Here is a 25,426-nt window from a genome sequence, read left to right as displayed (position 1 = left end):
ATTACTAAAAAAGAAAGGGCTTTAAAAATGATTTATCAAATTTAAAGCCCTGCAAAACTAAACTATATTGGCTAATTAATCAACATCAAACCTAAGACCCAGAGAAAAATTATGTAGTTCTATATTTGGGTCTTGAAATATAGGATTCAGGTCGTATTTAGCATAAAGGGTAGCGCCTCCCCAGCCCAGGTATCCACTAAGCCCGTAGACAAAATCATTCGTATTGTACCCTCCCTTTAGCTTATCTTTTTGTTTGTCACCGTCAATCTTATATTTCAACTTTTGACGTTCTCCAATATTAAAACCGGCATATCCCCCAAGACCTAATTTTATTTTTCCGTCGGCATTATAGCGAATAGTTTTAGAAGTTTCAGTTTTGGTAGAAGGCCCGAACTCAAAATGCACGGGAACTACAAGGTTATCCATTCTGAATTTTGACTTATCCAGATCATATTCAAATTCCTGAAGCTCGGTAAGGGCACCATCTTCTACGAAATATCGATTATCTGTAGGTTTCAATCCGTTAAACTGGAATGAAAAACCATATTTAAGTCTTAACCAGTTAGAATTATCGAAAACCCTCGTTTTCCATGCCCATCCAATTTCAAAGAAACGGCTGCCTCCAATTTTAAAGTCAGAATCATTTAAAGACTGCCCATCAGAAAGTGCATTATTAAAACCTGCAGCCAGAACAAGATCGCTGGTGGTTCTGTTATCATATTTTCTGTCCCTTTCGGTAGAGTTTACCTTCAGAACTTTTCCATCGGCCCCCAATTCGATGGAAACCATGTTACCATCTCCTTCATTGCGTTCCTTTAGTTCAAACTCATTTTCAAGAATAGCCAGTCGATTTTCTATATTCTTAGCATGTAAGACTGCTGCTTCTTTCTTTAACCTTTCTGCTTCATCCTGCGTAATCACTTTGTTTTCTAATTGCGCATTGTACATCTCTACCTTGGCTTTCAGCTTTTCCTTTTCTTCTGAAATTATCTCTTGTTTTTTCTTTTCAAATATCCTCTCCGAATTTTTCTCCTGAGGTAAATTTTCGGTTTCCTGGCTATAACCTGTAGGGGCTATCAGGGAAAATAATGCTAGTGTGAGGTAAATAATGATTGTTTTCATGATCTTGGATAGTTTTTAGTTTTATCAAATTCAGGCAAAAGCCCTCCTTATCAAAATGATTGATGAATGACCCTTTCGGGATGATGAATATTAAGTTTATTAATTAATCGTTTCGGGTTGCAACTGCTGTTCTTGCTTTTTTGAATTCTTCTTTCAGAAATTCGAATACTTCTTTTCTAAAAGATTGATCTACATCATATTCCACGTCGGCTAAAAGATTTTCTGCATCTACAAAATTTCCGGAATACTTTTCAGGAGTATTTTTACTTATTTCCTTTACTGCTTCTGCAAGTAATGCATCAACTTCACTTTCTGTAATTCTTTTGCCAGATTTTTTTTCAGCTTTAGAAATACTCGCCAGAAGCTCCTGTACTTTTAAAGATAGATCGACTTCTACCACCACCTCCTCGGAAATATTTTCGATGGAAACAGGCATTAGAACATCTCGTTTTTGAACAGGATTTGAGGCTAGCGTTGTTTTTGGTGCGCTCTGATTCCTCTGTGGATTCACAAATTTTTCAGCGGTATTACGAACTATTTTCTCACTTTCTGAACGAGCGTCAATACTAGTTTCTTCGGAAGCTAATTCTATCGGCTCTTCGAACTGACTTTCTTTGGATTTCTTCTGAATTTTTTCCTCCGCAGGAGTTTCTACCACTGGAGCTGATTTCTGCTCTTGCTGATTAACAAACAACAGGCTGGCAATTAAAAGTAGCATGATCGCAGCAATAGATGGGATCCAGACTTTTCTTCCGGAGCTTTTTTCAGGCCTATTTAGTCTGGAATCTAATTTTTCCCAGCTTTCTGCTGAAGGCTGAATTTCTCTTTCATCCAGCTTCTCTTTTATATGTTCTTCAAATTTAATTGGTGCCATAAACTGATGAATTATTTGTTTTTAATTTTTCCTGAAGCATTTTTCGTGCTTTAAATAACTGGGATTTCGAAGTCCCCTCATTTATGTCAAGCATTTTTGCTATTTCAGAATGCTTGTAACCTTCCACCGCATACAGAACAAACACCATTTTATAACCCTCGGGCAATGCGTCTATTAAAGCCTGAATATCGGCCACATCCATTTCAGATTTTATATTATTGAAAACCTCTGGCGTTTCCTGCCCAAGGTCTTCCTGAAATTCCAGTTTCTTATGCTGTCTTAAGAAAGAAATGGATTCTCGAACCATGATCTTTCGTATCCAACCTTCAAAACTACCTTCTTCCTTAAAATCCTTCAGATGTGAGAATACCTTAAAAAACCCATTCAGCATTGCGTCCTCAGCATGATGTATATCCTTGATATACTGTCTGCAAATGCTTAGCATCTTTGGTGCATGAATCTCATAAATTCTTTGCTGCGCATCTCGATTTCCCGAGGATGCTCTTTTGATCAAAGAGGATTCATTTTTAAAAAGCTGTATAACTTTCACCATTTTCACAAGGTCTTCTATTTATATAGACGTGTGAAAGTTACAAAAGGTTGCCTGAGGTTTTGAAAATTTTATCTTTTTTCAGTTTCGGTCCTAAAATTCTTATCCCGTATCTTTGCAGGAGAATAGATTTTATGGCAGAAGAAGTACGCATCAACAAGTATTTAAGTCAGTTAGGTTATTGCTCCAGAAGAGCAGCCGATAAACTTATAGATCAGGGCAGGATTACCATTAACGACAAGGTTCCCGAAATGGGAACTAAAGTAACTCCGGGCGATCTTGTAAAAGTAGACGGCAAACCTGTTTCCAAAGAAGAACTGAAAGAACCTAATGTGTACATCGCTTTCAACAAACCTGTTGGTATCGTTTGCACCACCGATACCCGGGTGGAAAAGGACAATATTATAGATTACATAAATTATCCTAAACGAATTTTCCCTATTGGCCGACTTGACAAACCTAGTGAAGGCCTTATTTTTCTGACCAACGATGGTGATATTGTGAATAAAATTCTTCGGGCCAGGAACAATCATGAAAAGGAATACGTAGTTTCTGTGAATAAACCGATCACTTCAGATTTCATAAAAAAAATGTCGTCGGGAATTCCCATCCTGGATACGGTAACCCGGGACTGCGAAGTAGAAAAGCTTGGTCATCATTCCTTCAGAATTATCTTAACTCAGGGACTAAACCGGCAAATTCGCCGAATGTGTGAATATTTAGACTATGAAGTTACCGCCCTGAAAAGAGTACGAATCATGAATGTTTCTCTTGATATACCTGTAGGACAATGGCGGGATTTAACTCCAGATGAATTAAAAACCATTAATGGTCTAACCGGTGAATCTACCAAAACTGAAGAAGGTTCTAAAATTGAAACTCCTATTAAACCAACTTCACGAAAAGGGAAAAGACCTCGCAAGTCTAAATCTTAACAGAGAATTAGCTCGTAAGCTTGAGTATTTGTACATAGTTCTTGTTAATTTTAGATTCTTGAATAAGATCGATTATCTTATCTTTAATAGTGTCCAGAATTAATATTTACAGCATGAAAGTACAACCATTTCACCTTGCCATCCCTGTTTCCGACCTTCAGAAATGTAGAAAATTCTATAAAGAGACCCTTGGTTGTGGCGAAGGTCGCAGTAGCGATCATTGGGTTGATTTCAACTTCTTTGGTCATCAACTGGTGATTCATTACCAGGATCCTCAAGAAACTAAGGCCGCAACATCAAATCCTGTAGATGGAAAAGAGGTACCGGTACCACATTTTGGTGTTGTATTACAATGGGATGTATTTCAGGAATTTGCGAAGTTATTAAAGAGTAAAAATGTTGATTTTGTGATAGAACCCTATATTCGATTTGAAGGAAAGCCGGGCGAACAAGCAACGATGTTTTTTAAGGATCCCTGCGGAAATGCTTTAGAATTCAAAGCTTTCAAAAATATGGATCAGCTTTTTGCCGTATAGTTTTTTTAAGTTTACAAACCAACCAGCCAAAAAATGGATAGACTTAAACCATCCTTAGTCAGACAAATTTTTGTCCTGCTACTCGTGCTTTTTTTAACGGTCTTAATTGTAAGAGAAACTTTGCCATATCTCTCTGGAGTTCTGGGGGCGGTAACCTTATACGTGATATTAAAGGGCTGGATGAAGAAATTAGTTAATAGAGGCTGGCGACCACCATTAGCGGCTTCTCTTCTTATGGCTGGTTCTTTTGTAGGGATCCTTATTCCCGTTACCCTAATTGCGATTATGCTAACTTCCAAAATAGGAAAAGCTGTTGCAAATTCTGAAAGAGTACTAAAAGCACTAAAAGATCAGTTAAATAATATTGAAGCAGAAATTGGATTTAGCATCAGCTCAAGTATAGACACGACCTCCATTACTAATTGGGTATCTTCCAATCTTCAAAATTTAGCGGGAGGCACTTTTAATGCAATTATAGCTATTGGTATTATGTACTTCATGCTATATTATATGTTGACCAATCGTCAATCTATGCGGGATTCTATGATCACTTATATTCCATTAGGCAAAGATAATCTTAGGATCATTGGAGAAGAAAGCAATCAACTGGTAAAATCAAATGCACTAGGGATCCCACTGGTTGCGATCGTTCAGGGAATTATTGCTCTGATCGGTTTTTTAATATTTGGTGTCCCAGATCCGTTTTTCTGGTTCGTAATTACGGCAATTGGCTCTATGATCCCTTTTATAGGGACTGCAATAGGAATTTTACCTGCATGCATCTTGTTATTTGCTCAGGGAAATGATTTCCAGGCCATCGCGTTACTTATTTACGGTTTTGTAGTAGTAGGCTCTACAGATAATATTATACGCCTATATGTGCTCGAAAAACTTGCGAGCGTTCATCCTCTAATAACACTTTTCGGGGTTATTGTAGGAGTCCCTCTTTTCGGGTTTATAGGACTGATATTCGGCCCATTATTAATCTCTTTGTTTCTTCTAATTCTGAAGATTTACAAGAAAGAATATGGGAATTCACACCACAGGTTATAACAAAAAATAAAAAGATATGTTCGGAAAATGGAAAAAAGAAATAGAAGAAGACTATGTGAAATCTGAAATCACGAAAATTGACAATGACGATGTTACCATCGCTATGAATAGTAAAGAAGAGGTTGATGAAAAGATTAATAACTCGGGAGTACTTCAGAAGTATGCAGAGCTAGCTAAAGTGATGTATGGAATGCTTAAAGATTACAGAAAAGGTATTTATACCAAAGTGCCGTGGTTTACAATTGCCACCATTGCGTTCTCCTTTTTATACGTGCTTAATCCTTTAGATATTATTCCAGATTTTATCCCGGGGCTCGGATATATAGATGATATGGCTATCATCACTTTTGGCCTGAGATTTATACAAACAGATATTCATAGTTATCTGGACTGGAAATTGGAGCACGGCGATACAAGTGGCGCTTTATAAAATAAAAAGAGGGAGTTAAAAACTCCCTCTTTTTATTTCTTCAAAGCTTCTGAAGCTCTATGTTTATGTCTTTCTCTGGCCAGTAAAGTATTCTTCAATAACATCGAGACCGTCATTGGTCCCACGCCACCAGGAACTGGTGTTATGTAAGAGGCACGTTTACTTACATTCTCGAAATCTACATCTCCTTTAATGACGTATCCTTTTTCAGTATTATCATCTGGAACACGGGTAATTCCAACATCGATGATTACAGCATCATCCTTGATCATCTCACCTTTTAGAAAATCAGGGATTCCAACAGCTATAATGATAATATCTGCCTGAGATGTTACCTGAGTAATATTCTTGGTAAATTCATGTGTTAAGGTAACAGTAGAATTTCCAGGAAATCCACTTCTTCCCATTAAAATACTCATAGGCCGTCCTACGATATAACTTCTCCCAATCACTACGGTATGTTTTCCTTTGGTAGGAATATCATAACGCTCTAAAAGTTCTAAAATTCCAAAGGGTGTCGCAGGGATAAAACTGGTCATATCCAACGCCATTTTCCCGAAATTAGTGGGATGAAATCCATCTACATCCTTATCGGGATCTACTGCATTCAGTACCTTTTGAGTATTTATTTGAGGAGGTAAAGGCAATTGAACGATAAAACCATCGATGTCATCATTCTGGTTCAACTCTTCGATCTTATCCAGTAATTCCAGTTCATTCACGGTATGCGGAAGTCTGTAAAGTGAGGATTCAAAACCTACTCTTTCACAGGCCTTTACTTTAGAATTCACGTAGGTCATACTAGCTCCATCTTTCCCTACAATAATTGCAGCCAGATGAGGAACTTTTTCTCCACGTTTCTTGATTTTGGTAACTTCGGCAGCGATTTCATCCTTGATGTCATTACTGATCTTTTTACCGTCGAGAATTGTCATATTCAGTATTCAGTTTTTAGTGGGCAGTTAGCAGTCTCGTACTCCAAATTTGCCTGGGTTATTAATCATGTAATTGATTAGTCTACCAATTTCATCATTCTGAGAATTTAAACTAATAGATTCTTCTTCTGAAATATAATTGCAAGCAAGAGCAAAATCTATCCATAGCTGGGTTTCTGCATTCTCACTATCAGCATCAGTCAACTTGCTTTTATAATGCTTTATATAATCTCTTTTCCTATATGCTTCAGCAATTGTAGCACAAACTGCCCTAGAAGATCTTACAATTTGCGATGTAAGAGCAAACCTCTCTTCTACTGGAAATCCTTTAGATATTTTAAAAATTTGCATAGCTAAGTCAAACGCTTTTTGATATGCCAATAAAGTTTTAAAACTCATAACTGCAAACTGTCAACTAATTTACTGTGAACTAGATCTTATTGCATCCCCTTCATCATTTGCATCATTTTTCGGCCACCACCACCTTGCATCATCTTCATCATTTTACCCATCTGGTTGAACTGCTTCAATAACTGATTCACTTCCTGAACGGTAGTTCCAGATCCTTTGGCAATTCTTTTCTTTCTACTGGCGTTGATCACCTTTGGCTCGCTTCTTTCTCCAGGAGTCATAGAATGAATAATAGCTTCAATTCCTTTAAAGGCATCATCATCGATATCTACATCTTTCAGCATTTTCCCGGCTCCTGGGATCATCCCCATAAGATCTTTCATAGATCCCATTTTCTTGATCTGTTGAAGCTGATTTAAGAAATCATCAAAACCGAAAGCATTCTTTGCGATCTTCTTCTGAAGTTTTCTCGCTTCCTCTTCATCATATTGTTCCTGAGCTCTTTCTACAAGTGACACAACATCTCCCATTCCCAGGATTCTGTCGGCCATACGAGAAGGATAGAAAATATCGATCGCATCCATTTTTTCACCGGTACCGATGAATTTAATTGGTTTATTTACAACCGATTTAATTGAAATAGCGGCACCCCCACGAGTATCACCATCTAACTTGGTAAGAATAACTCCATCGAAATTCAACCTTTCGTTAAAGGTCTTTGCAGTATTTACTGCGTCCTGACCAGTCATGGAATCTACCACAAAAAGTGTTTCCTGTGGCTGAATCGCCTGATGAATATTGGAAATTTCGGTCATCATCGCCTCATCTACTGCAAGTCTACCCGCGGTATCAATGATTACTACATTATGACCATTTTCTTTTGCGTAAGCAATAGCATCTTTAGAGATCGCCACGGGATCCTGATTTCCTTCATCTGAATAAACCTCAACGCCAACCTGCTCTCCAACTACGTGGAGCTGATTGATCGCTGCTGGACGATATACATCACAGGCAACCAAGAGTGGTTTCTTTGTCTTCTTGTTCTTTAAGAAATTCGCCAGTTTACCAGAAAACGTAGTTTTACCACTCCCCTGTAAACCAGACATTAAAATCACAGAAGGATCTCCAGAAAGATTAATACCTTCAGCTTCTCCACCCATCAGCTGGGTCAACTCATCTTTGACGAGCTTCACCATCAACTGTCCCGGCTTTAATGTTGTTAAAACATCCTGACCAAGAGCCCTTTCTTTTACCGTATTGGTAAATTCCTTGGCTATTTTATAGTTTACATCGGCATCTACTAAGGCTCGTCTTACCTCTTTAAGACTTTCCGCAACATTTATTTCTGTTATCTGCCCATGTCCTTTCAGGACGTGAAAGGCACTATCTAACTTATCGCTTAAATTATCAAACATAATCTTTCCTGTGATTTTATTCTTGTGCTGCTAAGCAGCGAATTGCAAATTTAATGATTTGAAGCTGAAAGAGAAAGTTCAAAATTGAAATTTCATTTGATATGCTGAAACAAGTGCAGCATGACGAAATATCCAACCTCTAAATTCAACCTTCGCATTTACACTTACATTCTCTCCGGAACCTCGATCCCAAGTAATTTAAATGCTGATTTTATAACATTCGCTACTAATCCTGACAATTGTACTCTAAAAACTTTTTCAGCTTCATCATCGATACCCAGAATTTGAACATTCTGATAAAAGGAATTGAAAGATTTCACCAGTTCATAAGTATAGTTGGCGATCAATGCCGGTGAATGATTTTCAGCTGCCAAAGCAATGGTTTCCGGAAATAACTGTACCTGCTTGATCAATTCTTTTTCTTTTTCGTGGAAACTGAAATCTTTCGATAGCTCTGCCGAAGTATCAAATTCAGCTTTTCTTAAAATTGACTGGATTCTGGCATAGGTGTATTGGATAAACGGCCCCGTATTTCCTTGAAAATCTACCGATTCTTCAGGATTGAAGAGAATTCTTTTCTTTGGATCCACTTTCAAAATATAATATTTCAAAGCTCCAAGGCCTATTATTCGGTATAGCTCTTCCTTTTCAGTTTCAGAATAGCCATCAAGCTTACCTAATTCCTCAGAAATATTCTTAGCAGTTTCAGCCATTTCCCTAATAAGATCATCGGCATCAACCACGGTTCCTTCCCTACTTTTCATCTTTCCGCTGGGAAGATCTACCATTCCATAACTTAAATGATACAGCGCATCTGCCCAGTCATACCCTAATTTCTTCAAAATTAGGAAAAGAACTTTAAAATGGTATTCCTGCTCGTTTCCAACGGTATACACCATCTGGTTGATATCGAAGTCTGCAAATCTCTGAATCGCCGTCCCAATATCCTGGGTCATATACACCGCCGTTCCGTCACTTCTTAGAACGATCTTTTCATCCAGCCCCTCATCGCTAAGATCGATCCAGACACTACCATCTTCTTTTTTATAAAAAACTCCGTCTTCCAGACCTTTCTGAATATTGTCTTTTCCTAATATATAGGTTTCGCTTTCGTAATAATTCTTGTCAAAATCCACTCCCAGGGCGTTATAGGTTTTCTCAAACCCATCGTAAACCCATTGATTCATAGTAGACCAGAGTTTTACCACTTCAGGATCGTTAGCTTCCCATTTTCTAAGCATTTCCTGAGCTTCTACAAAAATTGGAGCCTGAGCTTTTGCCTCATCTTCACTCTTTCCTTCTTCTTTTAGCTGAGCGATCTCCTTCTTATATTCCTGGTCAAATTTTACATAATAATTCCCAACCAGTTTATCTCCTTTTAATCCGGTAGATTCAGGAGTTTCATCATTGCCAAATTTCTCCCAGGCAACCATGGATTTACAAATATGAATTCCTCGATCATTGATCACCTGCACTTTATAAACCTCATTTCCGGCAGCTTGTAGAATTTCAGAGACCGAATAACCTAAAAGGTTATTTCTAATATGACCTAAGTGAAGGGGTTTATTGGTATTTGGGGAAGAATATTCCACCATAATTCCGCTCGCATCACTTTGCGGTAACAGAATTCCGAAATCCTCTCTATCTTTTACTTCGTTAAAGAAATTGATGTAATATTGATCACTAATCACGATATTCAGAAAACCCTGAATCACATTAAAACTGGCGACTTCTTCTACTTCATCTTCCAGATATTTCCCAATCTTTTCAGCTAACTGCGCTGGACTGGTTCTGAGCTGTTTTAGCATGGGGAAAACCACCAAAGTGATATCACCTTCAAAATCTTTACGGGTAGGCTGAAATTCGATATTTTCAGGTTCAACCTCATAATGTTTCTTCACGGCCTCGTTTACTTTTGATGCAAGAAGTTGTTCAATATTCATTTTCCTATGCTTTTTAGCGAATTTCAAATAATTAAGTGCGCAAAGATAAAAAGAATTGGAGTTCTAGGCGCCAGGCTTTATACTCAAATCCTTATATTTAGGAAAAAAGAAATGCTAGTTAATATTTCCTATAACCGCCCGGCCATTTCAGAAAAAATTAATGCAGAAGTCGGCAAGCCTCTTACGCTGATGCAAAGGGTAAAACTCAAAGGATCGGGGTCCCCAAAACTGCATATTACCTCAACAAGCATCGATATTCATAATCTTCTTATTCTGGATAACAATGCCAATATTTGCAACGTGGAAATGAGAAATAGTGGCATCATTGTGATGTTTAGGTCGCTATTAGAAACTTACGCTTTGGTAATTCCTTATTACAAATTGAACCTTTACAAAGGTAAAGCAGAAGAATACAGCATCCATAAAGACCATCATTTTATCAAGGTAAAGGCCGACACCCCGGGTATTCATAAGTTTTTCAAAAAGATCATTGATCACAAAAATGATAATGCCCCAACTCAAATTGAAGATCTTCAATAATATTTAATTTACATTCTTAAAATTTCGAGGTGTTTTGTTTAACGTAAAGTTGATTTCATTTTAATTTTTCAGAAGGAAAGCTGAAGCAATTTTGCTGAAAAAATTAATGGAATTATTTATTTATGTTTTCGCCGCACTTTTCTCGGTAATTAATCCGCTGGGCACAGTTCCAATCTTTGTTGGACTTACCAAAGAAGATTCAAAAGCAGAAAGATCAAAAACGTCTATTTTAACAGCAATCAATATTTTTGTTATTCTTTTGATCAGCTTTTTTACAGGCAGGTATATTCTAAATTTCTTCGGAATAAGTCTTGATTCCCTAAGAATAGCAGGCGGACTTATTATCACGACTTCAGGTTTTGCCCTACTTACCGGTTCTTTTTCAAAACACAAAGGAATGGATAAACCTAAGGTAAAGGAAGATGCTTTTCAAAGAGATGGCGTTTCCCTCACACCGCTGGCAATCCCCATGCTTGCCGGCCCTGGCTCTATTTCATTTCTTATAGGACTTTACCAGGAATATGATTTGTGGAATGATAAACTAATTGCTGTACTGGCAATTTTCAGCGTTTGCCTGGCCACGTTGTTGGTGCTAAGAAGTTCACATTATATCGTAAATTTTCTTGGAGCATCTGGAATTAACGCAATCTCAAGAATAATAGGATTTATAGTGATCGCTATTGGAGTAGAATATATAAGTTCTTCAGTCTTAAACTTATTAAGGAGTGTTTAATCAATTATCTTTTCCTGAAAGCCAGCCCTCCAACTAAAGAAAGTATCCCGAATACGATCATGGCATAAGACTGGGTATTATCTCCATGAGCTTCAACCTGCAAAGGTCCTGCATCTATCGAAAATTCAGGGGTGACAAGCTGATACACTCCATATCCAATCAAGCCTACACCAATGATCAAAAGCACAAATTTCAGCACGTTATTCATTTAATAAAGTTTTATTAATCTGAAGTGAAAGTAATAATTTAATCTCTAATTTGATGTTCAAATTCTTCAAATGCGCATATTACTTACCGGGGCCAATGGATATATTGGCATGAGACTGTTACCTCAATTACTTGAGCAGGGACATGATGTGGTTTGCGCGGTTCGAAACCGAAACAGGTTTACTTCAAATGAGGAACTCAAAGAAAAAGTTGAGATCGTAGAAATAGATTTTCTTGAAGATACAACTGCTGCAGAAAAGATTAAAAATATAGACGTTGCTTATTACCTTATTCATTCAATGACGGCTTCCACTAAAGACTTCGACAAACAGGAAGCTCAGGCCGCAGAGAATTTTAATAAGATGATGGCTGAAACTTCGGTAAATCAGGTTATCTACCTCAGCGGAATCATTAATGAAGAAGAGCTTTCAAAACATCTAAAATCCAGAAAGGCTGTTGAAGAAATTCTTTATAAAGGAGACTTTAATGTAACCGTCTTAAGAGCAGCTATTATTGTGGGATCCGGAAGTTCTTCTTTTGAGATCATACGTGATCTTTGTGAAAAACTCCCAGTGATGATCACGCCAAAATGGGTAAAAACAAAATCCCAGCCCATTGCCATTAGGAATATCATTCAATATCTTACCGGGGTTATTGGTCGAGAGGAGTGCTATAATGAATCTTTTGATGTGGGGGGACCAGATGTTCTTACCTACCAGGAAATGATGGAACAATATGCTGAAGTCAGGGAATTAAAAATATGGATCATCGGTGTACCATTTATGTCCCCGAAACTTAGTTCTTACTGGTTATATTTTGTCACTTCCACGTCCTATAGGCTTGCTCAAAATCTTGTGGACAGTATGGCAATTGAAGTGATAACAAAAGACACCCGGCTTCAGGAAATCCTGAATATCGAACTCATTCAGTATAAAGAAGCTATTAAGATGGCCTTCCATAGAATAGAACAAAATGAGGTGATTTCCAGCTGGAAAGACTCTCTGAGCAGTGGAAGGTTTCGAAAAGAATTGAATAAATATGTTCAGATTCCAAAATATGGTTGTTTGCAGGATAAAAAATCTATAGAAGTTGAAGATCCCAGGGAAGCACTGGAAAGAGTGTGGGCTATTGGCGGGCTCAACGGATGGTATTACGGAAACTGGCTTTGGAAAGTTCGGGGGTACATAGATAAATTTTTTGGCGGAGTTGGCCTGCGCAGAGGAAGAACACATCCAAACAGGATCAATGCAGGTGATTCACTTGATTTCTGGCGGGTTCTTCTAGCTGATAAAGAAGAAAAAAGGCTACTCCTTTTTGCTGAAATGAAGGTTCCGGGAGAAGCCTGGCTGGAATTTAAAATAGATGAGAACAATATACTTCATCAAAATGCGACTTTCAGGCCAAAAGGTTTACTTGGGCGCGCCTACTGGTACTCTATGTATCCTTTTCATTATTTCATATTTGAAGGGATGATCAATAGAATTGCGAAGGGTATTAAAAAAGATTAGTTTTATGAACTAAGAACTACCCATCTTGAGATCAAATTTCAGTGTATTATTTAAGAACAAAGTTTTTTTGGCCTCTGCGATCATTCTTGTTCTTAGCTCTATCCTCATTTTTGTATTCACAAACCAGTTTTACAATAGCATTGAAGAAATATCTCTTTGGGTAAGAAGTTATTTCGGAACATTTTATCTCTGGCTGGGACTAGGCTGTGTATTTTTTCTTCTATTCATTGCTTTTTCAAAATTCGGAAAAATACGCTTAGGAAGTTCGCCTCCTGAATTTAACAGGTTATCATGGATTGCCATGCTTTATTCTGCAGGAATGGGAGCGGGAATACTATTAAGAGCGGTTCAGGAACCGGTATTTATGTTCATGAACCCTCCAATCCAGACCGGGGAAACAATGGCAATCATCTCTTTAGAATATACTTTTTATCAGTGGGGATTTACAGCCTGGGCATTTTACGGCCTTTTTGCACTTGTAATTGGGTATTCAATTTTTGTAGAAAAGACCGATGTAAGATTGAGCTCTGGATTTTCAGCATTTAAAAAAATTCATTTTTTACCTTCTTCGATTGATATTCTTACCATACTTACCACAGTGATCGGGCTTGTAGCCGCAATAGGCTTAGGAACTACCCAGATTGAGGGTGGATTGAGTCATATCCAATCAAAAGAACCTGGTTCGTTATTTCAAAATATGGGTCTGGTCTTCCTTATCTGCTCACTTGCTTTCATGTCTGCATGGGCAGGTGTCAACAAAGGCATCAAAAGAATTTCTAACTGGAATATCTATGTAGCCTTATTATTAATGTTTTTTGTATTCCTAACCGGAGATATTTCTGAAATTCTATGGAACTTCTTCAATTCCCTCTATCATTATATTATTGATTTTATTCCGTTAAGCCTGGCATATGGAGATTATGATCCGGGAGTAGAATTTCTAACCGATTGGACTTATTATTATTGGGCATTCTGGTTAGCCTGGGCGCCTTTTACCGGTATATTTATCGCAAGAATTTCTAAAGGAAGAAGCATCCGTGAGATGATATTGGGAGTTTTACTCATTCCTTCTTTAGGAAGTTTTTTCTGGTTTAGTGTTTTTGGTACTTCGGCATTCGAATTAATTGAAAGCTGGAACGCTTATGATAATGAATTTGGAAATGTGTTTACTTCCATGTTTGTCTTCTTTGAAGCTTACCCGCTTCCGGTGATTACTAGTATGATCGTAATTTTACTTTTGATAAGTTTTCTGGTGACTTCAGTAGATTCGGCTATTTTTGTATTAAGCATGTTTACCGATCATGGTAATTCTGAACCGAAAAAAAAATACCGCCTTATCTGGGCGGTATTGATCCTTATATTTTGTGAAGCGATTATTGTTCTGGGCCAGGTAAAACCCGACGCTGACGTTTTAACCGCTATGCAGAAATTTTTAATTATCAGCTCTCTGCCTTTTGCTTTTTTAAGCGTGCTCATCATCCTTCTTTTTAGCATCAAACTTTTCAGAAGAAGATCGGAAAAATTCTAGGCTTTTGGCAGGAATACCTCTGCCATCATACATCTGGCGCTTCCGCCTCCACAAGTTTCTATCGTCTGAATTTCAGAACTTAAAATTTCGCAGTGTTTCTCAATCCTCGAAATTTGTTCTTCTGAAAGACTTCTATGAGCCCTGGCGCTCATCACAAGAAACTTTTTATCTTCAGCTCCCTGAACCTGCAGCATATTTCCGGCAAACTCGTGCATTTGCTCTTCGCTAATGGAAATAATCTCCTTTTCGTCCATTTTTAGATGCTTTACCACGTTTTTTCGCTCCTTCTTATCATCAATCGTATCCAGGCAGATCACCGCAAATTCCTCGGCGATGCACATCATGACATTCGTGTGATAAATAGGAAGTCTTTTCTTTTCGACGCTTTGATACGCATTAAAAATTACCGGGGTAAACTCAAAATCTTCGCAGAACTCGATCAATAGATCTTCATCTGCTCTTGGTGAAATAGCACAATAAGCTTTTTGATGTACCCTGTCTAAAATTAAACTTCCTGTACCTTCCAGAAAGACATCATCTTCCTCGGCAACCGTATAATCAACAATTTCTTTAATTTTTAACCCGGCTTCTTCTAGCTTAGCAAAATAATGAAGCCTGCGTTCTTTTCTTCTGTTTTCAGCAAACATTGGATAAAGGGCAATCTGACCGTTTTCGTGAAAAGAAACCCAATTATTTGGAAATATAGAGTCTGGAGTATCATCCTCGGGAACATCATCTACCACGATCACATTTACCCCAACACCTCTCAGCTTTTCTACGAAAATATCAAACTCCTGCGTAGCCAGTTCGTTAATATCATCTCCTTCAATCTTTGTCTGAAAATAATTATTTACCGCCGTTTGTTCATTCATTCTGAATCCGACCGGTCTTACCATTAAAATCGTATCTGTAATCTGCTTCATCATAATAATTTAATCTCTAATTAAGGGTAATGTGGAACACCGTAATAATCCTTCCTGCTTGGAGATTTCAGCATAAGGAACTTCTTCCACAGTAATCCCCTGCTCTCTCAGCCATGAATTCAATCTTGTAAATCCTTTTTCAGATATCACTACCTCTTCAGAAATAGAGAAAATATTAGAATTCATATGATACATCTCATCGCGAGTGATCTCATAGATATTTTCTTTTCCGAAGAAATTTACCAGCCACTCGTATTCTTCCTCGATCAGGAATCCACCTTTATACAGAATTGCTTTATTCCTGCCGACCGGCTGAAAGCAGCAATCTAAATGCAAGGCATTATCCTTTGCGATAGAATTTGATTTTTTCAGACTAAAGGAAACTACCTTTTTATCTGGAAAAGCTTTTTCCAGCGCTTCAACCGCCTGCCAGTTAGTTCTGGCAGTTATAAAATCTTTATAATCCTTGCCCTTATAAGTACCCACGAAGATATAATCTCCCATAGGCATTACATCTCCTCCTTCTATATGAGCTTCTTCAGGCAGAGTAATAATCTTAGCAGGATCTATTTTTTTTAACACGTGCTCTATGGCATCGATCTCCTGATCGCGATCTGGTAGAATATTAGATTTAATAAACTTATCCCCTATCACGAATGCGATATCCCTGGTAAAGATCTGATTGTAATCTTCAATTATCTTAGGCCTGAAAACCTGCACCTGATATTTTTTCAGAACAGCCGCTACAGCTTCCATCTCATTGATCATATCCTCTTCTTTAGGATATGTCCCGGCTTTTATATGCTCCTGAGACTTTGGGTCGTATGCCTCCTCTAAAGTGGGAATAGGACCATTGCTTTGAGCCGTACCAAGTACCACTGCTCTAAGCTTTGAGGTTTCATTAGTTATATGCAATTTCATTGCTAATATTTTGACAAATATAAAAAAGCTCCATCCTATGATGAAGCTTTTTTGATTAATTCATTTTCAAATAAAACTCAATTATGATCTGCTACCAAGTGGCTTAAAATCTCTATGATTTTCACCGATATAAATCTGACGTGGACGACCAATTGGCTCTTTTCTCAGCCTCATTTCTCTCCACTGAGCAATCCAACCCGGTAGTCTACCCAAAGCAAACATCACGGTAAACATATCAACCGGAATTCCAAGTGCACGATATATGATCCCGGAATAAAAGTCTACGTTTGGATATAATTTTCTTTTTACGAAATAATCATCTTCCAAGGCTTCTTTCTCCAGTCCTTTCGCGATATCAAGAACAGGATCCTGTACTCCTAACTGCTCAAGAACTTCATCTGCAGATTTCTTAATGATCTTTGCTCTAGGATCAAAATTTTTATAAACACGGTGCCCAAAGCCCATTAAACGGAAAGGATCTTCTTTATCCTTGGCCTTTTGCATGAACTTATGAGTATCTCCACCATCTTCTTTGATCTTTTCAAGCATTTCTATCACTGCCTGGTTTGCACCCCCATGAAGGGGACCCCAAAGAGCAGAAATCCCTGCAGAAAGTGAAGCAAATAATCCGGCATGAGAAGAACCAACCATTCTTACCGTAGAGGTAGAACAGTTTTGTTCATGATCTGCATGAAGAATTAATAATTTATCCAATGCATCGATCACTGCTTTATCTACGCTGTATGTTTTGTTAGGCTTCTCGAACATCATTTTATGAAGGTTCTCTACGTAACCAAGAGACTCATCCCCATAATTCAGCGGAAGACTATTTTTCTTTCTTAATGTCCAGGCAGCAAGTACCGGGAATTTACCAAGAATCTTCACGATTGCCTTATACATATCTTCTTCTGAAGAAACATCTACAGAAGACGGGTTAAAAGCTATCAAAGCACTGGTCAAAGAAGAAAGAACTCCCATTGGGTGAGCAGATTTCGGAAATCCATCAAGGATCTTCTTCATCTCCTCATCTACATGAGATTGTTCTTTAATATCTGTATTGAACTTTTCTAATTGTTCCTTATTTGGTAGTTCCCCGAAAATTAGAAGGTAAACAACTTCAAGAAAATCTGCTTTTTCAGCAAGATCTTCAATTGCATAACCACGATATCTTAAGATTCCTTTTTCACCGTCCAAAAATGTGATAGCACTCTCGCAGCTTCCAGTATTCTTAAATCCGGGATCTAGTGTGATAATTCCAGCTTCTCCACGAAGCTTTTTTATATCTACCCCTATTTCATCTTCGGTTCCCACGGTAACGGGAAACTCATATTTCTTTCCGTCAAATTCGAGTGTCGCTGTTTTAGACATATTATATTTAGTTCTTTTTAGATTAATTTTTAAGGATTGCTAAATTACGAAATTTAGTGTTAAAATAATTTTAAGGACAGTAACGAAATTTCATAAATACCCCGATTTTATTCAGTTTTCATGAAATTTAACTATGGGTAGCCAAAAACTTAGGCTTGTTTTAATAAGAAAATCTTGAATATCGAAAAAATATAGGTTTCTATATTTAGTTTCTATCATGAAATAAGCAATGATTTAGTATTAATCAATTTGAATCCCATAAAGCTCTTCGTAATATTTGTTCACCGATTTCTCCCAGGTAAACCTTTGTTTTCTGGCATTCATACATATTTTTTTCCATTCCTTCTTATTACTGAAAAAAAGATCTACCGCTTCAGAAAATACTTTTATGAAATCTTCAGTTTTCTCATGAGTTGTTTTTCCATCGAAACTAAACCCGGTTTTGGCGTGAACAACGGTATCTTTCAATCCCCCTGTATGATGTACCAAACAAGGCTGACCGTTTCTCATGGCAAGCATCTGACTAATTCCGCAGGGCTCAAACAGGCTAGGCATTAAATATAAGTTAGAGTCCTGATACAGCATATCGATAATACTGTCTGACTGTGCATTTATAAAAATGAAATTCTTATACTTATAACTGGCATCTCTAAATATCATCTCATATTCTGGTGCTCCGGTACCTAGCAGAATGTAAATGCCATTCACACTAGCGAGTTTCTCCATCAAACCATCAAGCAAAGCCGGATTTTCTTTGAAAAAGAAGAATTTTTGTTCAGTTAATCTGGCTACACTGGAGCAAATGAAGTCGGGATTCCTTTCCTGCCAGCGAGTTATCTTTTCGCCAGTATGAGCCAAATAATGTGCTTTATAATCTTTCTTCTCCTCCTGGAGCCATCTAAATAATCTTCGAACACATTGCCTTAGAAGAATTCCTTTTTCAACTATCTCAATATTGGCATAATTGGCTCCATTTAAAATTCCAAAAAGACGATTTTCATTTTCTGCCTTTTTGAGATCCTCCTCCAGTCCTTCTCCGCCTATAAAATGCGGAGGATCACTTGGTTTTTGAATATCTTCTTTATACGAAGGAGATACTGTATGAACCGCATCTGAGAGTCTTATCCCCACAGCCATTAGATTTATGCAATCCTGATAACGACTGTCCTGTAATATCTTATGGTCATATTCTATGTCTGGAAAAAATGCATCGACAGATGAAAAATTATTACTGAAAGGTCTTATTCCCTGTATCGCCAAATTATGAATGGAGTATACAAATTTAATATCCTTAAGCACTTTAAACTTCTCATTGAATTCTCTGAGAAACAATAACATACTGGTATGCCAGTCGTGTAAATGGATAATATCAATTTTTCCAAATACATTTTCTCTAATAGCTGCAGCTACGCCGGTACAAAAAAGCGAAAACACATTAGCATCTGTAAAAAATGGCTGGTCCGGATCATTAAAGTAAATATGTGCAATATCTCCAGCCTTTATATCATGATGATGCAACACATAATGTTTGACACCAGGAATTTCTTTCTTTCCCGGCACTTCATATATCTCAGCATTATGAGGGACACCGCGAAATACAAAATTTACATCAGTAATTTTATTACCTCCGTCCTTATGCAACCTGGAGTATGATGGTGTTATTACACGAACATGATCTTTGTTTGCCGCGATCTGTCTAGGAACATCTCTAACAACATCTCCCATCCCTCCGGCTTTACATCGTGGAATGCCATCATTTTCCGCAGCAACAAATAGAAAATTGGTGTTCAAAGTAGTGGTTGGTTATTTTACTGAATTTAGCAATTAAAAAATCTCTAGAAGTATTTTCCAATTTAAATGATTGTTAATATAACATTTAAATAATTAAGGATTAAATAAAAAAGCCCCTTCTTTCGAAGAGGCTCTATAAAATATCTTACTTGAATCTACTGTATTTTGAATGCCTTATCCTGCGGATAATATGCCACATGACCAAGCTCTTCTTCAATTCTAATTAATTGATTGTATTTAGCCATACGATCGCTTCGTGATGCTGAACCGGTCTTTATCTGACCCGTATTTAAAGCAACCGCAAGATCTGCTATGGTATTATCTTCAGTTTCTCCAGAACGATGTGACATTACAGAGGTATAACCGGCATTATGAGCCATATTTACCGCTGCAATAGTTTCAGTTAGTGTTCCAATCTGATTTACTTTGATCAAAATAGAATTTGCAATATTCTCTTTAATTCCTCTTCCCAAACGTTCAACGTTGGTTACAAAAAGATCATCACCCACTAGCTGAACTTTATCTCCGATTTTATCGGTAACTGCTTTCCAGCCTTTCCAGTCATTCTCATCCATACCATCTTCAATGGAGATAATTGGATACTTAGAAGCAAGCTCTGCCAGATACTCTGCCTGCTCTTCACTGGTTCTTATTTTTCCTTTATCGCCTTCAAATTTGGTGTAATCATATTTCCCTTTTACAAAGAATTCGGCCGCAGCACAATCTAAAGCGATCATCACCTCTTTTCCAGGTTTGTAACCAGCTTTCTTAATTGCTTTCAGTATAGTATCCAGTGCATCTTCAGTTCCATCAAGAGTTGGAGCAAAACCACCTTCATCTCCCACAGCAGTACTTAGACCACGATCATGAAGCACTTTTTTAAGATTATGGAAAATTTCGGTTCCCATTTTTAATGCGTGAGAAAAACTTTTAGCCATTACCGGCATGATCATAAACTCCTGAAATGCGATTGGCGCATCACTGTGAGAACCTCCATTTATAATGTTCATCATTGGCACTGGAAGAGTATTGGCACTTACTCCACCAACATATCTGTAAAGCGGCATATTTAATTCGTTAGCAGCTGCTTTTGCGACTGCAAGAGAAACTCCCAGTATCGCATTAGCTCCTAATTTAGATTTGTTTGGAGTACCATCCAGGTCTATCATGGTTTGGTCTATCAGGTTCTGTTCAAAAACCGAATAACCTAATAGCTTCTCGGCAATTTCGCCGTTTACATTCTCAACAGCTTTGGAAACACCTTTCCCCATGAAATCTTTTCCACCGTCACGAAGCTCAACTGCTTCATGTTCACCTGTAGAGGCTCCTGAAGGAACAGCTGCACGACCCATAATTCCATTTTCGGTATATACATCTACTTCTACAGTAGGGTTTCCTCTTGAATCAAAAATTTGACGTGCATGAATATCTAAAATAGCGCTCATTATCTTTATTTTAATTGTTAGTAGAACAATGGCAAGATACAAAGATGAGCCTAAAAAATAGACTGACAGCCTTAGTTTTAAAGCATTTATAACATTAAAATGAACTAAAACGTTTTCGGTTTATCAACTTTTTATCATAATGCAGAAAAGAGGTCATAATACACACGTATTCCTAAACCATATCCATCTTTGCTACCCCCGTTAGATTTAAAATCATAGTCTGAAAAGTCTAAAGATTGAATAACTTTCTTAGAATCCAGCAAGGTATATTTCAGATAAAATGAAAACCAAAGATGATCTACATTGAGAAGCTGACCTTCAATACCTGCGGCAAAAGACCAGTAATTCTGGGATTCAGAATAGGTTTCTTTCTGTTCCAGATCATATCTCTCATTTCCATTATAAACCAGGTAATTCCCTTTTGCAGTGCGTTTTCCGATATTATATTCAGGAATGAGCACCAATGCAGCTTCTTCATTACCAAACTTTAATTTAGGCGCGAGACTTATAGAAAAAGAAGTAAATGAGGCTCTAGATAATGCAACCGGAATAGTATTTGGATCTGGGCCTTCGTCAAATTCCCTATCCGGAATAAAACCAGCATGAAAATTCACACCAACTTCTGGCGCGAAAAATTTCCATTGATAAACCTGGCTCCCAAGATTTACATTATAAAATGCATCATTTTTAAACCCTGTATGGCGATAATATTCAAATCCGCCATAAAACACAGGATGTTTTTGTGCAAGACAATTTAAACAGCTAACAAAAAAGATTACAAAAACTACTGTGCGACCAACCATCCTAACTGCAAACCAAACAATGGGGTAAAATATTTATCACCAGCATCATTAAAGCCCATACCGAGCCCCAGATTAAGATTTAATTTAAATCCGCTGTTATATACTCTTTGCAGCCCCCAGGCCGGACCAACAAAACCTCCATAATCATTGGAAAACTCTAAATCTCCGATAATCGGGTCCCCTCCGGTGATCGAGGCGACACCAGCTATATAGTTCCCACTGTTTTCAGAAGTTTTTTTATCCTTATCAGCTCTCTTTTCTAAATTATAATAATAACGGTATTGAGCTGTGAGCCCGGGATAAATTCCAAATGCTTCTCCACTATAGGAAGATTTATGATAGGCAAATCCGATTCCTAAATCCAAATCAATTGTGGAATGATCTGAAACTGCCAGCTCATATTCAGCTGAAGGCATTACCAGATTTAAAGAAAACTGACTGTTGGTTGTAGTTTCCTGGGAAAAAGCCACAGAACCTACACATAAAAAAATAACTAATAATAATCTTTTCATTGGAGTAAATTAAAACAGGCTGCCAAAGCTAGCGGAATCTCGCATATAAACCAATTATATTTTAGGCCAAAGCGTAATAAAAAAACCGGAATCGAAATTCCGGTTTTCACTCTAGTTTTTATGATTCAGAATTAAGCTTTGACTGACTTAATTCTATCTATAAACTCATCGAACAAGTAACTTGAGTCATGCGGTCCAGGGCTGGCTTCCGGGTGATACTGCACAGAAAAAACATTTTTATTCTTCATAGCCAGACCACCAACGGTACCATCATTCAGACAAATATGAGTTACTTCCACATCAGGATGCGCTTCGGTTTGATCTTTATCTACAGAAAAACCGTGATTTTGAGAGGTGATCTCACCTTTCCCATTCACCATATTCTTAACCGGGTGATTTATCCCCCTGTGGCCGTGGTGCATTTTGTAAGTCTTAATCCCATTAGCGATAGCGATTATTTGATGCCCCAAACAGATCCCAAATAATGGATGATCATTTTCTATGATGGTTTTGGTCACATTGATAGCGCTCTCCAGAGGTTGCGGATCACCAGGTCCATTTGATAGAAAATAACCATCAGGATTCCACTCTTTCATTTCCTCATAAGTAGCATTATAAGGATATACTTTTATGTAAGCTCCTCTTTCAGCCAAATTCCTAAGGATATTTGTCTTAATCCCCACGTCCAGGGCTGCAATTTTATAGGTAGCATTTTCATTTCCGTAGAAATAAGGCTCTTTGGTAGAAACTTTTGAAGCCAGTTCGAGTCCGTTCATATCTGGCACTTCCTCTAATTGCTTCTTCAGCCCATCTATATTAGCGACATCTGTAGAGATAATTGCATTCATTGCTCCATTCTCCCTGATATAAGTAACCAAAGCCCTCGTGTCTACATCAGATATTGCAAAAATATTACTTTCATTGAGAAATTCTTCCAGCGTCTTATCTGCTGCTGGTCTTGACTCTGTATAGCTAAAATTCTTACAGATCAAACCTGCAATTTTAGCACCATCAGATTCATTTTCATTTTGATTGGTGCCATAATTACCAATATGTGCGTTGGTAGTCACCATTAACTGACCAAAATAAGAAGGATCTGTAAAGATCTCCTGATACCCGGTCATTCCGGTATTAAAACAAACTTCACCAACAGCACTACCTTCTTTGTTTCCTACAGATTTTCCATAAAAAATAGTTCCGTCTTCAAGTAAAATGATCGCCTTTCGTTTAGCCTGATACTTCATAGTTGTGTTATAGTTGCAGTTGTGGCAAATTTAATAATTTATCTATTGGGTATAAAAAAAGGATAAACTATTAAAGCTTATCCTTTTAAAATTTAGATGGTAAAAAGAATCATTTCTATTCCTCTTTTTTATCGTCCTTTTTTTCTTCAGCCTTTGGCTCTTCAGCTTTAGGCTCTTCTTTTTTAGTTTCCTTAGCAGAAGCTTCTTTCGGCTCAGCAGTAGAAGCTGTATCTTCAGCTTTCTTCTTACCAGCACGACGAGTAGATTTTTTCTTCTTAGGCTTCTCTCCTACATTGTAGGTTTCATTGAAGTCTACAAGTTCTACCAGCGCCATTTCAGCTGCATCTCCAAGACGACTACCAAGTTTAATAACTCTGGTATATCCTCCAGGACGATCTCCTACCTTAGGAGCTACTTCACGAAACAATTCGCTAACCGCTTCCTTGCTACGAAGTTTACTAAACACAATTCTTCTATTGTGCGTAGTATCTTCTTTACATTTTGTTACTAACGGCTCAACAAATACCTTAAGAGCTTTCGCTTTAGCAACAGTAGTGTTGATTCGTTTGTGTTCAATTAGGGAACAAGCCATATTCGCAAGCATTGCCTTACGATGGGCTGTTTTTCTACCTAAATGATTTGTCTTTTTTCCGTGTCTCATGACATTTTTTGTTTCATCATCTTGCTACTACTCATTTTGAGGAGCAAATTATGATGGTTATTATATTATAATTTAGACCGTAACCTTAGAAAGGTGACTAGTCTTTATCAAGTTTATATTTTGAAAGGTCCATACCAAAGTTCAACCCTTTGTTGCTTACAAGCTCTTCCAATTCAGTAAGTGATTTTTTACCGAAGTTTCTGAATTTCATCAAGTCATTCTTGTTGTAAGACACAAGGTCTCCCAAAGTATCAACTTCAGCCGCTTTAAGACAGTTCAACGCTCTCACTGAAAGATCAAGATCTACCAATTTCGTTTTAAGAAGTTGTCTCATGTGAAGGGATTCTTCATCATAAGTTTCAGTTTGTGCGATCTCATCTGCCTCTAAAGTGATACGCTCGTCAGAGAATAACATAAAGTGGTGGATAAGAGTCTTCGCTGCTTCAGTTAAAGCATCTTTTGGATGAATAGAACCATCACTGATAATTTCAAACACCAGTTTTTCATAGTCAGTCTTCTGTTCTACACGAAAGTTCTCGATACTATATTTTACATTCTTTATAGGAGTGTAAATAGAATCTACGAAAATGGTCCCTAAAGGAGCATTGGCTTTCTTGTTTTCTTCAGCCGGAACGTAACCTCTACCTTTTTCGATAGTAACCTCCATGTTCAGGCTTACTTTCTTATCCATATGACAGATTACCTGATCTGGATTAAGAACCTGAAATCCTGAAATGAATTTCTGGAAGTGACCGGCAGTTAACTGCTCTTCTCCGGAAACTGAAATGGTAACCGATTCGTTATCGATCTCATCTATTTGTCTCTTAAACCTTACTTGTTTAAGGTTAAGAATAATTTCAGTTACGTCTTCCACTACACCTGCAATGGTAGAGAATTCGTGATCTACCCCTTCAATTCGTACTGAAGTGATCGCGAAACCTTCCAAAGAAGATAAAAGCACTCGTCTTAAAGCGTTACCAACAGTTAATCCATAACCAGGCTCCAAAGGGCGAAATTCAAATTTCCCTTCGAAATCTGTTGAATCAATCATTATAACTTTATCGGGCTTCTGAAAATTTAGTATTGCCATATTTCGAC

Annotated in this window: 26 protein-coding genes; 8 read left to right on the top strand and 18 right to left on the bottom strand. The window is 37.6% G+C overall.

The features are described 5' to 3' along the window. Positions 1-75 precede the first annotated feature (75 nt). The 3 genes from BLT95_RS12790 to BLT95_RS12780 form a co-directional block, all read right to left on the bottom strand. The gene (locus tag BLT95_RS12790) at positions 76-1,122 is read right to left on the bottom strand and encodes a hypothetical protein (protein WP_089666539.1); all 1,047 of its coding nucleotides are present in this window, start codon (positions 1,120-1,122) and stop codon (positions 76-78) included. Between the two features lie 103 nt (positions 1,123-1,225). Next, positions 1,226-1,996 (bottom strand): hypothetical protein, encoded by a 771-nt coding sequence (locus tag BLT95_RS12785; RefSeq protein WP_089666538.1) that lies wholly within the window; start codon positions 1,994-1,996, stop codon positions 1,226-1,228. Then, the gene (locus tag BLT95_RS12780) at positions 1,983-2,546 is read right to left on the bottom strand and encodes an RNA polymerase sigma factor (RefSeq protein ID WP_172822616.1); all 564 of its coding nucleotides are present in this window, start codon (positions 2,544-2,546) and stop codon (positions 1,983-1,985) included. Before BLT95_RS12780 ends, BLT95_RS12785 begins: the two co-directional genes overlap by 14 nt. Positions 2,547-2,680: 134 nt before the next feature. Between BLT95_RS12780 and rluF the strand changes: the two genes are divergently transcribed. The 4 genes from rluF (at position 2,681) to BLT95_RS12760 (ending at position 5,500) form a co-directional block, all read left to right on the top strand. Beyond that, positions 2,681-3,481: a 23S rRNA pseudouridine(2604) synthase RluF gene (rluF, locus tag BLT95_RS12775; protein WP_089666537.1), complete on the top strand. Its 801-nt coding sequence runs from the start codon at positions 2,681-2,683 to the stop codon at positions 3,479-3,481. Positions 3,482-3,594: 113 nt separating this feature from the next. Next, positions 3,595-4,017, top strand: a complete 423-nt coding sequence (locus BLT95_RS12770) for a VOC family protein (protein WP_089666536.1) — start codon at positions 3,595-3,597, stop codon at positions 4,015-4,017. A 33-nt stretch (positions 4,018-4,050) separates the two neighbouring features. Beyond that, on the top strand, positions 4,051-5,070 hold the full coding sequence (locus BLT95_RS12765) for an AI-2E family transporter (RefSeq protein WP_089666535.1): 1,020 nt from the start codon (positions 4,051-4,053) through the stop codon (positions 5,068-5,070). A 16-nt stretch (positions 5,071-5,086) separates the two neighbouring features. Beyond that, entirely contained in the window at positions 5,087-5,500 is a 414-nt protein-coding gene (locus tag BLT95_RS12760) for a YkvA family protein (protein WP_089666534.1), read from the top strand. A gap of 32 nt (positions 5,501-5,532) precedes the next feature. Here BLT95_RS12760 and BLT95_RS12755 read toward each other — a convergent pair whose 3' ends face one another. The 4 genes from BLT95_RS12755 to argS all read right to left on the bottom strand — a co-directional run bounded on the left by BLT95_RS12755 (position 5,533) and on the right by argS (position 10,144). Continuing rightward, a complete protein-coding gene (locus tag BLT95_RS12755; protein WP_089666533.1) occupies positions 5,533-6,435 on the bottom strand; it encodes a bifunctional 5,10-methylenetetrahydrofolate dehydrogenase/5,10-methenyltetrahydrofolate cyclohydrolase in 903 nt (300 codons plus the stop codon). Positions 6,436-6,462: 27 nt separating this feature from the next. Then, complete coding sequence (locus BLT95_RS12750; protein WP_089666532.1) at positions 6,463-6,834, bottom strand: four helix bundle protein; 372 nt, start codon at positions 6,832-6,834, stop codon at positions 6,463-6,465. 38 nt (positions 6,835-6,872) lie between these two features. After that, a complete protein-coding gene (gene ffh, locus BLT95_RS12745; RefSeq protein ID WP_089666531.1) occupies positions 6,873-8,201 on the bottom strand; it encodes a signal recognition particle protein in 1,329 nt (442 codons plus the stop codon). Positions 8,202-8,365: 164 nt separating this feature from the next. Continuing rightward, positions 8,366-10,144 (bottom strand): arginine--tRNA ligase, encoded by a 1,779-nt coding sequence (gene argS / locus BLT95_RS12740; protein WP_089666924.1) that lies wholly within the window; start codon positions 10,142-10,144, stop codon positions 8,366-8,368. Positions 10,145-10,255: 111 nt separating this feature from the next. Here argS and BLT95_RS12735 point away from each other — a divergent pair, with 111 nt between their 5' ends. Then, positions 10,256-10,684 (top strand): hypothetical protein, encoded by a 429-nt coding sequence (locus BLT95_RS12735; RefSeq protein WP_089666923.1) that lies wholly within the window; start codon positions 10,256-10,258, stop codon positions 10,682-10,684. 106 nt (positions 10,685-10,790) lie between these two features. Continuing rightward, complete coding sequence (locus BLT95_RS12730; protein ID WP_089666922.1) at positions 10,791-11,417, top strand: MarC family protein; 627 nt, start codon at positions 10,791-10,793, stop codon at positions 11,415-11,417. A gap of 4 nt (positions 11,418-11,421) precedes the next feature. Here BLT95_RS12730 and BLT95_RS12725 read toward each other — a convergent pair whose 3' ends face one another. After that, positions 11,422-11,625 carry a hypothetical protein gene (locus BLT95_RS12725; protein ID WP_089666530.1) on the bottom strand — a complete coding sequence of 68 codons (204 nt, stop codon included), beginning with the start codon at positions 11,623-11,625 and terminating at the stop codon, positions 11,422-11,424. 70 nt (positions 11,626-11,695) lie between these two features. On the opposite strand from BLT95_RS12725, the gene BLT95_RS12720 reads away from it, so the two are divergent. Continuing rightward, the gene (locus BLT95_RS12720; RefSeq protein WP_089666529.1) at positions 11,696-13,132 is read left to right on the top strand and encodes an SDR family oxidoreductase; all 1,437 of its coding nucleotides are present in this window, start codon (positions 11,696-11,698) and stop codon (positions 13,130-13,132) included. Positions 13,133-13,157: 25 nt separating this feature from the next. Then, a complete protein-coding gene (locus tag BLT95_RS12715; protein WP_089666528.1) occupies positions 13,158-14,660 on the top strand; it encodes a BCCT family transporter in 1,503 nt (500 codons plus the stop codon). On the opposite strand, the gene BLT95_RS12710 is transcribed toward BLT95_RS12715, so the two are convergent. From BLT95_RS12710 to BLT95_RS12665, 10 genes are all read right to left on the bottom strand, one after another. Continuing rightward, the gene (locus BLT95_RS12710) at positions 14,657-15,583 is read right to left on the bottom strand and encodes an arginine deiminase-related protein (RefSeq protein WP_089666921.1); all 927 of its coding nucleotides are present in this window, start codon (positions 15,581-15,583) and stop codon (positions 14,657-14,659) included. The genes BLT95_RS12715 and BLT95_RS12710 overlap by 4 nt on opposite strands. A 9-nt stretch (positions 15,584-15,592) precedes the next feature. Next, a complete protein-coding gene (locus tag BLT95_RS12705; RefSeq protein ID WP_089666527.1) occupies positions 15,593-16,504 on the bottom strand; it encodes an arginine deiminase family protein in 912 nt (303 codons plus the stop codon). A gap of 81 nt (positions 16,505-16,585) precedes the next feature. After that, positions 16,586-17,872 (bottom strand): citrate synthase, encoded by a 1,287-nt coding sequence (locus BLT95_RS12700; RefSeq protein ID WP_089666526.1) that lies wholly within the window; start codon positions 17,870-17,872, stop codon positions 16,586-16,588. Positions 17,873-18,112: 240 nt separating this feature from the next. Continuing rightward, positions 18,113-19,663, bottom strand: a complete 1,551-nt coding sequence (locus BLT95_RS12695) for a glycogen/starch synthase (protein WP_089666525.1) — start codon at positions 19,661-19,663, stop codon at positions 18,113-18,115. 155 nt (positions 19,664-19,818) lie between these two features. Beyond that, positions 19,819-21,108, bottom strand: a complete 1,290-nt coding sequence (gene eno, locus BLT95_RS12690) for a phosphopyruvate hydratase (protein ID WP_089666524.1) — start codon at positions 21,106-21,108, stop codon at positions 19,819-19,821. Positions 21,109-21,242: 134 nt separating this feature from the next. Next, positions 21,243-21,839 (bottom strand): hypothetical protein, encoded by a 597-nt coding sequence (locus BLT95_RS12685; protein ID WP_157718060.1) that lies wholly within the window; start codon positions 21,837-21,839, stop codon positions 21,243-21,245. 53 nt (positions 21,840-21,892) lie between these two features. Then, on the bottom strand, positions 21,893-22,423 hold the full coding sequence (locus tag BLT95_RS12680) for a hypothetical protein (RefSeq protein ID WP_089666522.1): 531 nt from the start codon (positions 22,421-22,423) through the stop codon (positions 21,893-21,895). Between the two features lie 131 nt (positions 22,424-22,554). Then, positions 22,555-23,667, bottom strand: a complete 1,113-nt coding sequence (gene carA / locus BLT95_RS12675) for a glutamine-hydrolyzing carbamoyl-phosphate synthase small subunit (protein WP_089666521.1) — start codon at positions 23,665-23,667, stop codon at positions 22,555-22,557. A gap of 115 nt (positions 23,668-23,782) precedes the next feature. Beyond that, positions 23,783-24,328 carry a 50S ribosomal protein L17 gene (rplQ, locus tag BLT95_RS12670; RefSeq protein ID WP_089666520.1) on the bottom strand — a complete coding sequence of 182 codons (546 nt, stop codon included), beginning with the start codon at positions 24,326-24,328 and terminating at the stop codon, positions 23,783-23,785. Positions 24,329-24,425: 97 nt separating this feature from the next. Then, on the bottom strand, positions 24,426-25,418 hold the full coding sequence (locus BLT95_RS12665; protein ID WP_089666519.1) for a DNA-directed RNA polymerase subunit alpha: 993 nt from the start codon (positions 25,416-25,418) through the stop codon (positions 24,426-24,428). Positions 25,419-25,426: the final 8 nt, after the last annotated feature.

Source organism: Gramella sp. MAR_2010_147, from assembly GCF_900105135.1.
GTDB lineage: Bacteria > Bacteroidota > Bacteroidia > Flavobacteriales > Flavobacteriaceae > Christiangramia.
This window is presented reverse-complemented; position numbering and strand designations above follow the sequence as displayed.

What these genes read in the sequence shown, in the direction of transcription:
- BLT95_RS12790 (WP_089666539.1), bottom strand. Translation starts at nt 1,122, where the DNA reads ATGAAAACAATCATTATTTACCTCACACTAGCATTATTTTCCCTGATA.
- BLT95_RS12785 (WP_089666538.1), bottom strand. Translation starts at nt 1,996, where the DNA reads ATGGCACCAATTAAATTTGAAGAACATATAAAAGAGAAGCTGGATGAA.
- rluF (WP_089666537.1), top strand. Translation starts at nt 2,681, where the DNA reads ATGGCAGAAGAAGTACGCATCAACAAGTATTTAAGTCAGTTAGGTTAT.
- BLT95_RS12770 (WP_089666536.1), top strand. Translation starts at nt 3,595, where the DNA reads ATGAAAGTACAACCATTTCACCTTGCCATCCCTGTTTCCGACCTTCAG.
- BLT95_RS12765 (WP_089666535.1), top strand. Translation starts at nt 4,051, where the DNA reads ATGGATAGACTTAAACCATCCTTAGTCAGACAAATTTTTGTCCTGCTA.
- BLT95_RS12760 (WP_089666534.1), top strand. Translation starts at nt 5,087, where the DNA reads ATGTTCGGAAAATGGAAAAAAGAAATAGAAGAAGACTATGTGAAATCT.
- BLT95_RS12755 (WP_089666533.1), bottom strand. Translation starts at nt 6,435, where the DNA reads ATGACAATTCTCGACGGTAAAAAGATCAGTAATGACATCAAGGATGAA.
- BLT95_RS12750 (WP_089666532.1), bottom strand. Translation starts at nt 6,834, where the DNA reads ATGAGTTTTAAAACTTTATTGGCATATCAAAAAGCGTTTGACTTAGCT.
- ffh (WP_089666531.1), bottom strand. Translation starts at nt 8,201, where the DNA reads ATGTTTGATAATTTAAGCGATAAGTTAGATAGTGCCTTTCACGTCCTG.
- argS (WP_089666924.1), bottom strand. Translation starts at nt 10,144, where the DNA reads ATGAATATTGAACAACTTCTTGCATCAAAAGTAAACGAGGCCGTGAAG.
- BLT95_RS12735 (WP_089666923.1), top strand. Translation starts at nt 10,256, where the DNA reads ATGCTAGTTAATATTTCCTATAACCGCCCGGCCATTTCAGAAAAAATT.
- BLT95_RS12730 (WP_089666922.1), top strand. Translation starts at nt 10,791, where the DNA reads ATGGAATTATTTATTTATGTTTTCGCCGCACTTTTCTCGGTAATTAAT.
- BLT95_RS12725 (WP_089666530.1), bottom strand. Translation starts at nt 11,625, where the DNA reads ATGAATAACGTGCTGAAATTTGTGCTTTTGATCATTGGTGTAGGCTTG.
- BLT95_RS12720 (WP_089666529.1), top strand. Translation starts at nt 11,696, where the DNA reads ATGCGCATATTACTTACCGGGGCCAATGGATATATTGGCATGAGACTG.
- BLT95_RS12710 (WP_089666921.1), bottom strand. Translation starts at nt 15,583, where the DNA reads ATGAAGCAGATTACAGATACGATTTTAATGGTAAGACCGGTCGGATTC.
- BLT95_RS12705 (WP_089666527.1), bottom strand. Translation starts at nt 16,504, where the DNA reads ATGAAATTGCATATAACTAATGAAACCTCAAAGCTTAGAGCAGTGGTA.
- BLT95_RS12700 (WP_089666526.1), bottom strand. Translation starts at nt 17,872, where the DNA reads ATGTCTAAAACAGCGACACTCGAATTTGACGGAAAGAAATATGAGTTT.
- eno (WP_089666524.1), bottom strand. Translation starts at nt 21,108, where the DNA reads ATGAGCGCTATTTTAGATATTCATGCACGTCAAATTTTTGATTCAAGA.
- BLT95_RS12680 (WP_089666522.1), bottom strand. Translation starts at nt 22,423, where the DNA reads ATGAAAAGATTATTATTAGTTATTTTTTTATGTGTAGGTTCTGTGGCT.
- carA (WP_089666521.1), bottom strand. Translation starts at nt 23,667, where the DNA reads ATGAAGTATCAGGCTAAACGAAAGGCGATCATTTTACTTGAAGACGGA.
- rplQ (WP_089666520.1), bottom strand. Translation starts at nt 24,328, where the DNA reads ATGAGACACGGAAAAAAGACAAATCATTTAGGTAGAAAAACAGCCCAT.
- BLT95_RS12665 (WP_089666519.1), bottom strand. Translation starts at nt 25,418, where the DNA reads ATGGCAATACTAAATTTTCAGAAGCCCGATAAAGTTATAATGATTGAT.